The sequence below is a fragment of the Paenibacillus sp. EPM92 genome (assembly GCF_016586185.1).
Taxonomy (GTDB): Bacteria; Bacillota; Bacilli; order Paenibacillales; family NBRC-103111; genus Paenibacillus_G; species Paenibacillus_G validus.
This window is the reverse complement of record NZ_BCPS01000107.1, coordinates 40,932-50,537: the sequence shown is the minus strand read 5'-3', so window position 1 is coordinate 50,537 and position 9,606 is coordinate 40,932. Positions and strand designations below refer to the sequence as shown.

Below are 9,606 nucleotides of genomic sequence, written 5' to 3'. Positions count from 1 at the left end.
CATGCGCATTCGTGGGTGCAGGGGCACGAGTCGGAGGACGAAGCGTTCCGCAAGTTCGCTGAAGCGCTGCCCGATCACGTGACGCTGCTCGTCGATACGTACGATACGTTGAAGAGCGGCGTGCCGAACGCGATCCGCACAGCCCGGGCGCTTGAAGCGCAGGGCAAGCGGATGCAGGCGATCCGGCTGGACAGCGGCGACCTGGCCTACTTATCGAAGACGGCTCGGGAGATGCTGGACGAAGCGGGACTGTCCTACGTCCGGATTGTGGCGTCCAACGACCTGGACGAGAGCATCATCTTCAACCTGAAAGCGCAGGGGGCCCGCATCGATACGTGGGGCGTAGGCACGCAGCTTATTACGGCAGCCGATCAACCGTCGCTCGGCGGCGTATATAAGCTGGTCGCCCGGGAGCGCGATGGGGAGCTCGTGCCCGTCATCAAAATTTCCGGGAATCCGGAGAAGGTGACCACCCCCGGCCTAAAGGAGGCGTACCGCCTGATCAACAGAAGCACGGGGAAAGCGGAGGCCGACTACATTGCGCTGCGGCATGAGCAGGACGTCCGGCAGGGCGAGCGCATCAAGCTGTTCGACCCGGTGCATCCGTACATCTACAAGTATCTGGACGATTACGAGGCGATTCCGCTGCTGCAGCCCATCTTCGTGAATGGCGAGCAGGTCTACGCGCTGCCCTCGCTGGGTGAGATCCGCCGCTATCATCGAGAGCAGCTTGCGCTGTTCTGGCCGGAATATTTGCGCAAGCTGCATCCGGAAGCGTACCCGGTCGATCTCAGCACGGAGCTGTGGGAGCTGAAGATGGAGATGATCGCCAAGTTCCGGTATTAAGTTTTCCCCGAAAGTGGACCTTCCCCTGGAAAGGAACGTGTGCCGATGACCTCTGTTCAAAAAACAAAAACAATCAGCGTTACCGTAGATCGAGGACCCGGGGAGGTTTACGAATTTATAGCCAACCCGGAGCATCTGCCGCAATGGGCTCCGGGATTTTGCCGGTCGGTAAGGCGGGCAGAGGAGGAGTGGATCGCAGAAACGCCGGACGGCCCGATGACGATTCGTTTCGTCCCGGGCAACGAGTTTGGCGTGTTGGATCATTACGTCAGCCCGGCGCCGGGACAGCTGATTCTGAATCCGATGCGCGTTATTCCCAACGGGCCCGGGTGCGAGGTCTTGTTTACTGTGTTCCAGCAGCCCGGCATGTCGGATGAGCAGTTTACAACCGATATACGTTTGGTGGAAAACGATTTGCAGACCTTGAAGGGCGTGCTGGAACGTTTGCTGTAACAGGAAACATTGGCAGGCACCGCCAACGCCTTCTCTCTCCACCTTTCTAACGCCGCACATCCTCATGACTCGCAGGCTTGATACAAGCTGCGAGTCATGAGGCTTGGTTGGTTTTGATAACCGGACATGATATAGTAGAGTGAACGAAAAATCAATGATGTAAGGGGCCTGTGCACTCCATGATCGATCATATTGTACTTGTTAAATTCAGTGAATCTACGACCCAGGAGCAGTTGACCGAGGTTGTGGAACGGTTCAAAGCGCTGCGGAGTCATCTGACGGGAATCGTCGATCTTCAAGCAGGCCTGAATTTCTCGGAGAAAAATCAAGGCTATCAAGTCGTGTTGTCGGTTCGCTTCGAAGACCGTGCCGCGCTCGAAGCCTATGGGCCGAACCCGGAGCATCAAGCGGTCGCCGCTTATATTCGGGAAGTCGGACGCGTGGATAGTATCGTGGTTGATATTGAAGTTTAAACATGCGAAAGAAGCCGGCTGCCGCGAGCAGCCGGCTTCTTTCGCTTGAAAGGCGGAACTCTGCGGTGTCATTGATTTTGGCCGGGGGCGAAGGATTGGCCTTTACGGGTCATTTCGGCCAAACGCATCCACTGCTCTTCCGTAACGTCAAGCAGCTCGTTGAATTGACCTGCTCCCTGCAGCCACTCCCCGCCGTCGATTGTGACGACCTCGCCGTTCAAATAACCGGCATAATCGGAAATCAGATAAGCGGCCAAGTTCGCCAGCTCCGCTTGATCGCCCACCCGCCGCAGCGGCACCCGGTTAACCAGCTTCTCGGCTAACTCTGGCGTAGGGGCAAGTCTGGACCCGGCTCCATCCGTTGGGAAAAGTCCCGGCGCAATGGCCGCTTGCCGGATTCCGTGATGCGCCCACTCCACGGCAAGAGAGCGGGTAATCGCCAGTACGCCTGCCTTAGCCGCTGCGGATGGAACGACAAACCCTGAACCGGTGGAAGCATACGTAGTGACGATATTTAACATCGTGCCGCCCGTTCCTTGCTCGATCCACCTTTTTCCGACCTCCAGCGTCATGTAGAAGGTCCCGTGCAGAACAATGTTCAATACCGCATCCACAGCACGCGGGGACAACCGCTCCGTAGGGCTGGCGAAATTTCCGGCCGCGTTATTGATCAGAACATCGATGCGCCCGAAGCGCCGTTCTACGGCATCTACCATTTCTTCAATTTGACGGGGATCTCTGACGTCACAGCTTTTATAATAAACCTCTTTCCCGCCGACGCCCATCTCCGCAGCGGCTCTTGCCAAAACTTCCTCGCGGCGGCTTGTAATCGCGAGCTTCGCCCCTAGTTCCAGGAATCTCTCCCCCATGGCCCGCCCAAGCCCGGTACCGCCTCCGGTGATCAGAACCACCTTATTCTTCAATAATTCCCGATCGAACATGCGCTGCACCCCCTGCAGAAAATGGTGTATACCGAAACAACCCCGCCAGCCGTTAGAGATACAGCTTAGTTCTCTGTATGATGCAGGAGCTCGCGATATGTCTGGATATGCTGGGATTTTGTTGACCCCACAGCGCATACAAAAAAACAGCCCGCCCTCTTCAAAGAGGACGGACTGTTCGGTTTTACAAGCTGAGGCTATAATCGTGAACCAGATGGCCCTCGAGGAATTTCTCGCACTCCAGTGCCGCCATACAACCGCTGCCGGCTGCTGTAATCGCTTGGCGGTATTTGCTGTCCTGTACGTCGCCACAGGCGAAAATGCCTTCGACATTCGTTTGCGTCGTGCCTGGCTTAACGAGGATGTAACCGACTTCGTCGGTTTTGATTTGACCTGCGAGGAAGCCGGTATTCGGCTTATGACCGATTGCGACGAAAATACCGTCGGTTTCGATCACTTCTTCGACGCCGGTTTCGTTGTTCAGCACTTTAAGGCCGGTGACGCCTTTATCGCCGGAGATGACTTCCAGCGGCGTGCGGTTCAAGCTCCATTTGATTTTGCTATTCTCTCTGGCGCGATCCTGCATGATCTTCGACGCGCGCAGCTCGCTGCGGCGATGCACCAGCGTCACTTCGGACGCGAAACGGGTCAGGAAGTTCGCTTCTTCCATGGCGGAGTCGCCGCCGCCGACCACGATAATTTTTTTGCCGCGGAAGAAAAAGCCGTCGCAAGTGGCGCACGTGCTGACGCCGCGACCGATGCTTTCCTTCTCGTTCGTAATGCCGAGCAGCTTGGCCGATGCGCCGGTGGAGATGATCAGGCTCTCCGCCACCAGTTCGCCCATGCCTTCAACGTTCAGCTTGAAGGGGCGCTGCGACGTGTCGACGCTGTTCACCCAGCCGGTCTTGAATTCGGCGCCGAACCGTTCGGCTTGCTTACGCATATTAGCCATCAGTTCCGGGCCCATGATGCCTTCCGGAAAGCCCGGGAAATTTTCAACTTCCGTCGTTGTGGTCAATTGACCGCCCGGCTCGGGACCTTCAATGACAAGGGGATTTAAATTGGCACGAGCCAAATAAATGGCCGCCGTTAAGCCGGCAGGGCCAGTACCGATAATAATCGCTTTGTGCATGACGAGTTCCTCCACTCTTCTGCTATTCTTGCAGTTCATTGGTGTATCTTTTCGACCATTATACCCCCCGGGGGATCGTCAAGTCATGATCGCTTCATGAGGGTTTGATGAAGAAATGATGAAGTTGAATGAAACCTGCACATTCGTGTCGAGTGATCGGCCGCTTTGCGCTTCGTTGGCCGTCATGACCCTAGAAATAAAGTAACCAGATGAGCGCTGCCAGTAGGATGCGGTAGATGGCGAACGGCACAAGCTTGACCCGCTGAATGATTCTCAGAAAGAAACGGATCGACACGAGGGCGAACAGAAAGGCGCTCATAAATCCGGCTATGAAAAACGGAAGCGCACCCGCCGTCATGTACTCCCAGTTTTTCAACAGCGATACGGCGCTGGCCCCCATCATAACCGGCACGGCCATCATGAAGGAGAAATCGGAAGCCGCCCGATGGCTCATGCCGAGCAGCACGCCGCCCGAGAGCGTCGAACCCATCCGCGAGAAGCCGGGACACAGCGCGAAGCATTGAAACAGCCCCATGTACAACGCTTGCTTGTAGCTCATCTGATCGACCGTCTCCGTGGTCGGGCGTTTAGGACGGAACCCGTCCGCCGCTATCATCAGAACGGCTCCGCCCATCAGGCCGATCATGACGGTCTGCACCGAAAACAAATACGTATCGATCACATCCTCGAAAATCAGGCCGAGCACGCCGAAAGGCAGCAGTCCGACGATGATCTGTCCCAGCTTCAGTCTATCGCCGAGTCTTTGGTCGACCGTTATATTTTTTTTCCATCCGAGCAGGTTCAGGAATCGGTCTTTAAATACGACAACGACGGCCATAATCGAGCCTAGCTGAATGACGACCTTGAAGGTGTTGGCCACCGGGGGCGAGAACAGCTCCTTCGAGCGGAACAGCAGGTCGTCCACGATGATCATATGCCCGGTCGACGAAATCGGAGCGAACTCGGTCAACCCTTCTACAATGCCTAGCACGACGGCAACGAAAATTTCCCATAAGTTCAACAGTGTAGTTTCCTCCCGACATGAAATCATGCTTTTTATCCAATTTATGCCCTTGTCCGAAACCTCATGATAACCGTCCCGCATGCCTCTTGCGAAACGGCTATGCGTTCCGGGCCGGCCGGCCTTCTTCATAGACGTCCAAACCGCGGCTTTCCCCTTCAGTTTCCTACTTCCAAACGGTTTTTTTTTCTGGTACATTGATTACACAAATGTGAGGATATGGGGGACCGGACGATGTACAAGCTGATTTTGGCAGAAGACGAAGAAGACGTCCGAGAAGGGATCGTGCAGGAAATCGACTGGGCGCGATACGGCTTCGAGGTGGCGGACACGGCGGAGAACGGCAAGGACGCGATGGAATTGATCGAACGGTGGGTGCCGGACGTCGTGGTGACGGATATCAAGATGCCGTTCATGGACGGCCTGCAGCTGTCCGAATGGATTCGCGAGCGGTACCCGACGACGAAGGTGATCATCCTCACCGGCTTCGATGAGTTCGAGTATGCCCAGAAGGCGATTAAGCTGCAGATCGACGAGTATGTGCTGAAGCCGTTCTCTGCTCAGGAACTGATCGACGTGCTGGTCAAAATCAAGGAGCAGATCGATGAGGAGACCGAGCGCAAGAAGAACATGCTGACGCTGCAGGAGCATTACCGTCAAAGCCTGCCGGTACTGCGCGAAGTATTTCTGTCATCGCTGGTCACGCGCAAGCTGCCGCGCCGCCAGATTGAGGAGAAGTGCCGAAACTATCAAATCGAGCTGGATGGCGACGCGTATGTCGTCTCGGTCATCAGCCTCGATAAACCGGGGGAAGAGGAGCCGGGGGCCGGACAATCGGCCGAATCGCTGCGTTTTTCCAACGATATGGAGCTAAAAGCATTCGCTGCCCTGAACGTGACGGAGGAAATTGCCGACAAGCACAACCTCGGACTCGTCTTTTTGCACAACGGACAGCTGGTGGCGATTACAATTCACCGGGACGAGGCCAACGAACCGGCTATAAAGAAAACGCTTACGATCATGGAAGAAGTACGTCAAAGCATCGAAAAATATTTAAAATTTACCGTGTCGATCGGCATCGGTACGGTTTGCCGCGATGTGACCGATTTGTCCTACTCGCATCAGGATGCGGAGCTGGCGCTCGACTACCGGCTTATTCTCGGAGGCAACCGGCTGATCAGCATCGACGACGTGGAGACTCGTTTTGTGGAAAAGCTGCGATTTGACGAGTTGAAGGAGCACGCGTTGATCCGCTGCCTGAAGGTCGGGACGACGCAGGAAATGCAAGAAACCGTGGACAGCCTGTTCGAAGGCATCGTCGATCTGCAGGTGTCGGTGAAGGATTACCAGATTTACCTGATGGAAATCTTGACGGCGATTCTGAAGGCGGCCAAAGACGCGCGGGCGGACCTCGACGCGATCTTCGGAGCGGACTTCATGCCACTGGCGGAGCTGCACCGGTTCGCCGAGCTGCAGGAAGCGAAGAGCTGGGTCGTCGGGCTGTGCACGCGCCTCATGCAGGCCATAGCATCCGACCGGCAGTGCACGTACAAGTCGCTGGTCGATCAGGCGAAGGAATATACGTTGAACCACTTTCACGAAAGCGACATTTCCATTAACAAGGTGTGCGGCCATCTGCATATTAGCGCAGGCTACTTCAGCAGCATTTTCAAGAAAGAAGCGAAAATGACGTTCGGCGCCTACCTGATGCACATTCGCATGGAGGCGGCCAAGGAGCTGCTGCGCACGACCGATCTGAAGGCATTCGAAATCGCCGAGAAGGTCGGCTATACGGAGCCGAACTATTTCAGCTTCAGCTTCCGCAAGCACGTCGGGGTTTCGCCGAAGGAATACCGCGGCGCCTCGTCGGAGGGCGCTTCATGAAAGCCGGACGCTGGCGGCGCAAGCTGCTCGATACGTGGAGGGGCAAGAGCATCCAGTTCATCATCACGGCTTCGTTCACGCTGATTACGCTGCTCGTGATGATCGTCGTCAGCGGCATTCTGTACAACAAGTTTTCCGGGACGGCCGAACAGAACGCGTTCCTCAGCAATGAGCAGATTGTGGAGCAGGTCAAATATAATCTCGAGATTTATTTGCAAAATATGGCGCAGGTGTTCGAGAAGGTCGATAGTAAGGTTCGAGCCGGCGACGCCGTGTCGAACGAACGGCTGCTGGAGCAGATCGGCACGATTCTCGAAACGCGCAGCGATGTCGTGTCGATGGGCTTGTTCGGCGAGGATGGGACGTTGATTAACGGCCTGCCCGCCGCGCCGATGCGCGCCAATACCCGGTTGACCGAGCAAAGCTGGTTTCGGGCGGCGCTGGAAAACCCGAACCACCTGACCTTCTCGCTCCCGCACGTACAGAACTTGTATAAAGGCGAATACAAATGGGTCGTGTCGATGAGCAAAGGCATCAAGATCAACCGCGAGGGCCGCACGTATAACGCCGTGCTGCTGGTGGACGTCAACTTTCGGACCATCGACGACTTGCTGCGCCGCGTCAGCCTGGGCAAGAAAGGATACGTGTACATCATTGACGATTCGGCGGGCAATATCGTATACCACCCGCAGCAGCAGCTGATCTACGCCGGGTTGAAGTACGAGAACGTGGAGCAGGCGCTCAAGTATACGTTCGGCAACTATGTCGATTCCTCCAGCGGCGAGAAGCGTCTCATTACCATCAAGACGGTAAACAACATCGGCTGGAAAATTATCGGCGTCTCGTATATGGACGAAATCGTGACGACGCGCAAAGAGATCGGCACGTTCATTTCGTGGCTGCTGCTGTTCGTTATCGTGTTCGTGCTGCTCATTTCGGCCTTCATGTCGGCCCGCATCTCGATGCCGATCAAGCGGCTGGAACGTTCGATGCGCAAGGTCGAGCAGGGGGACTTCGACATTCATCTGGAGGTGCAGGGCGAGGACGAGGTCGGCCGCTTGTCGCGCCGCTTTAATTTCATGGTGGTACGCATTCGCGAGCTGATGGGTCAAATCATCCACGAGCAGGAAGCGAAGCGCAAGGGGGAGCTTGAGGTGCTGCAAGCCCAGATTAACCCGCATTTCCTCTATAATACATTGAATTCGGTTGTGCGCATGGCAGGCAGCGGCAAGAGCGAAGAAGTGATCACGATGATTACGTCTTTGTCCAAGTTTTTCCGAATCAGTCTCAGCAAGGGCAAGCATATTATTCCCGTGCAGGATGAGCTGGAGCATGTGCGCCATTACCTTATCATTCAGAAAATGCGCTACAAGCGCAAGTTCGACTTCGTGATCGAGGCGGACGACGAGGTGTTGGCCGTCCCGACGCTGAAGCTTATCCTGCAGCCGATTGTCGAGAACGCCATCTACCATGCCATGGAGATTATGGTCGACGACGGGCTGATCGAGATCGCCGCGGAACGGCTTGGCAGCCGGGTACGGCTTCAGGTCCGCGATAACGGGCCGGGCATTCCGCCGGACAAGCTGGAGCGGCTGCTCTCCGGCGATGCCAGGAGCGATGAGGGCTCGGGCGTCGGGGTAAAGAACGTGCATGAGCGGATCCGGCTGCATTTTGGCGAAAGCTACGGTCTGGAGATCGAGAGCAAGCTGGAGGTCGGAACGACGGTCACACTGTGGATCCCGTTCGACTCGGGGCGAGAGGGGGCGGGCGTATGAACCGGAGCAAGAAGCTGCGTTGGCGCTGGTGGACGGCGGCGCTGACGCTGGCCGTCATGACGCTGCTGCTCGCTTCCTGCAGCAAAGAGACGACGCAGCCGCATATCGCGGAGGCGAAGAAGCAAGTGGCGCTGGTGCTCAAGACGCAGCACAGCGACTTCTGGCGAACGGTGCGCACGGGGGCGGAAGCGGCCGCCAAAGAGTTCAATGTCGAGCTGATTGTCGAGGCCCCGGTGCAAGAGGAAGACGTGGCGGGGCAGGTGAAGTACGTGGAAGAAGCGATTAACTTCAAACGCGACGCGCTCGTGCTTGCGGCTAACGACGGCGCCGCCCTGGCAGAGCCCGTGAAACGCGCCGCTGCGCAGCGGATGCCGGTCATCGCGATCGACACGGAGGTTGAGACCGGTAAGACGGAGGCGTTCATCGGCATCAACCACTACGAAGCAGGCCGCAAAGCGGGGAAAAAGCTGGCCGAGCTGCTCGGCGGGAAGGGCCGCGTGGCGCTCGTCAGCTACAAGCCGGACGCAAGGAATGCGGCCGAGCGCGAACGCGGCGTGCTGGAGTCGCTGGCGCAGCATCCGGATATCCGGATCGCCGATAAGACGTATTGCTACTCCGATCAGCGGTTGTGCGGCGAGCATGCCCGGCAGCTCGTGCAATCCGCCGAGCCGGTCGACGGGATCGTGGCGCTGCACGCCGTGTCCTCGATCGGCGTCGCCGAGGAGATCGAGCGGCTCGGGCTGCAGGGTAAGGTCAAGGTCGTCACGTTCGACAGCACCCTGGAGGATATCGAATACCTCCAGGAGGGCGTCATTCAGGCGACGATCATCCAGAATCCGTTTAGCATGGGCTATCTGGGCGTCAAGTATGCGGTCGACTTGCTCGGCGGGAGCAAGAAGGTGCCTGCTCGTTACGACACAGGCACGACGGTCATTGACCAGAACAACATGTTCTGGTCGGATAATCAGAAGCTGCTGTTCCCGTTTGTGAAGTAACTTGGTTGTAACGACCGTTTGAATTGAAAGCTTGAAAGTGAAACGACAGCGTTACGGACTGGGGAGACTGGTCTGTGACGTTGTCT

General features: G+C 56.7%; 9 protein-coding genes. 6 read left to right on the top strand and 3 right to left on the bottom strand.

The features are described 5' to 3' along the window. The 3 genes from JMF85_RS26770 to JMF85_RS26760 all read left to right on the top strand — a co-directional run. Positions 1 to 846, top strand: an 846-nt coding sequence (locus JMF85_RS26770; protein WP_483874227.1) for a beta/alpha barrel domain-containing protein, incomplete at its 5' end; no start/stop codon positions are given. A gap of 45 nt (positions 847 to 891) precedes the next feature. Then, a complete protein-coding gene (locus tag JMF85_RS26765; protein ID WP_127607904.1) occupies positions 892 to 1,299 on the top strand; it encodes an SRPBCC family protein in 408 nt (135 codons plus the stop codon). A 179-nt stretch (positions 1,300 to 1,478) separates the two neighbouring features. Continuing rightward, positions 1,479 to 1,772, top strand: coding sequence for a Dabb family protein (locus JMF85_RS26760; protein WP_127607905.1), 294 nt, complete (start codon positions 1,479 to 1,481; stop codon positions 1,770 to 1,772). Between the two features lie 68 nt (positions 1,773 to 1,840). Here JMF85_RS26760 and JMF85_RS26755 read toward each other — a convergent pair whose 3' ends face one another. The 3 genes from JMF85_RS26755 to JMF85_RS26745 all read right to left on the bottom strand — a co-directional run bounded on the left by JMF85_RS26755 (position 1,841) and on the right by JMF85_RS26745 (position 4,866). Next, complete coding sequence (locus JMF85_RS26755) at positions 1,841 to 2,713, bottom strand: SDR family oxidoreductase (RefSeq protein ID WP_127607906.1); 873 nt, start codon at positions 2,711 to 2,713, stop codon at positions 1,841 to 1,843. 184 nt (positions 2,714 to 2,897) lie between these two features. Continuing rightward, a complete protein-coding gene (trxB, locus tag JMF85_RS26750; protein WP_127607907.1) occupies positions 2,898 to 3,845 on the bottom strand; it encodes a thioredoxin-disulfide reductase in 948 nt (315 codons plus the stop codon). Between the two features lie 190 nt (positions 3,846 to 4,035). Then, positions 4,036 to 4,866: an undecaprenyl-diphosphate phosphatase gene (locus tag JMF85_RS26745; protein ID WP_201319294.1), complete on the bottom strand. Its 831-nt coding sequence runs from the start codon at positions 4,864 to 4,866 to the stop codon at positions 4,036 to 4,038. A gap of 234 nt (positions 4,867 to 5,100) precedes the next feature. Between JMF85_RS26745 and JMF85_RS26740 the strand changes: the two genes are divergently transcribed. Genes JMF85_RS26740 through JMF85_RS26730 form a run of 3 tightly spaced genes read left to right on the top strand, consistent with a single transcriptional unit; the run spans position 5,101 to position 9,520 of the window. Further along, entirely contained in the window at positions 5,101 to 6,750 is a 1,650-nt protein-coding gene (locus JMF85_RS26740; RefSeq protein WP_201319293.1) for a response regulator transcription factor, read from the top strand. Then, positions 6,747 to 8,525 (top strand): histidine kinase, encoded by a 1,779-nt coding sequence (locus tag JMF85_RS26735; RefSeq protein ID WP_155614466.1) that lies wholly within the window; start codon positions 6,747 to 6,749, stop codon positions 8,523 to 8,525. The genes JMF85_RS26740 and JMF85_RS26735 overlap by 4 nt, the downstream gene beginning before the upstream one ends. Continuing rightward, on the top strand, positions 8,522 to 9,520 hold the full coding sequence (locus tag JMF85_RS26730) for a substrate-binding domain-containing protein (protein ID WP_054797886.1): 999 nt from the start codon (positions 8,522 to 8,524) through the stop codon (positions 9,518 to 9,520). The genes JMF85_RS26735 and JMF85_RS26730 overlap by 4 nt, the downstream gene beginning before the upstream one ends. Positions 9,521 to 9,606 lie beyond the last annotated feature (86 nt).

Bases quoted from the DNA above. Each gene is read 5' to 3' on its own strand.
- JMF85_RS26735 (WP_155614466.1), top strand. From the start codon at position 6,747: ATGAAAGCCGGACGCTGGCGGCGCAAGCTGCTCGATACGTGGAGGGGC.
- JMF85_RS26760 (WP_127607905.1), top strand. From the start codon at position 1,479: ATGATCGATCATATTGTACTTGTTAAATTCAGTGAATCTACGACCCAG.
- JMF85_RS26755 (WP_127607906.1), bottom strand. From the start codon at position 2,713: ATGTTCGATCGGGAATTATTGAAGAATAAGGTGGTTCTGATCACCGGA.
- JMF85_RS26765 (WP_127607904.1), top strand. From the start codon at position 892: ATGACCTCTGTTCAAAAAACAAAAACAATCAGCGTTACCGTAGATCGA.
- JMF85_RS26740 (WP_201319293.1), top strand. From the start codon at position 5,101: ATGTACAAGCTGATTTTGGCAGAAGACGAAGAAGACGTCCGAGAAGGG.
- trxB (WP_127607907.1), bottom strand. From the start codon at position 3,845: ATGCACAAAGCGATTATTATCGGTACTGGCCCTGCCGGCTTAACGGCG.
- JMF85_RS26730 (WP_054797886.1), top strand. From the start codon at position 8,522: ATGAACCGGAGCAAGAAGCTGCGTTGGCGCTGGTGGACGGCGGCGCTG.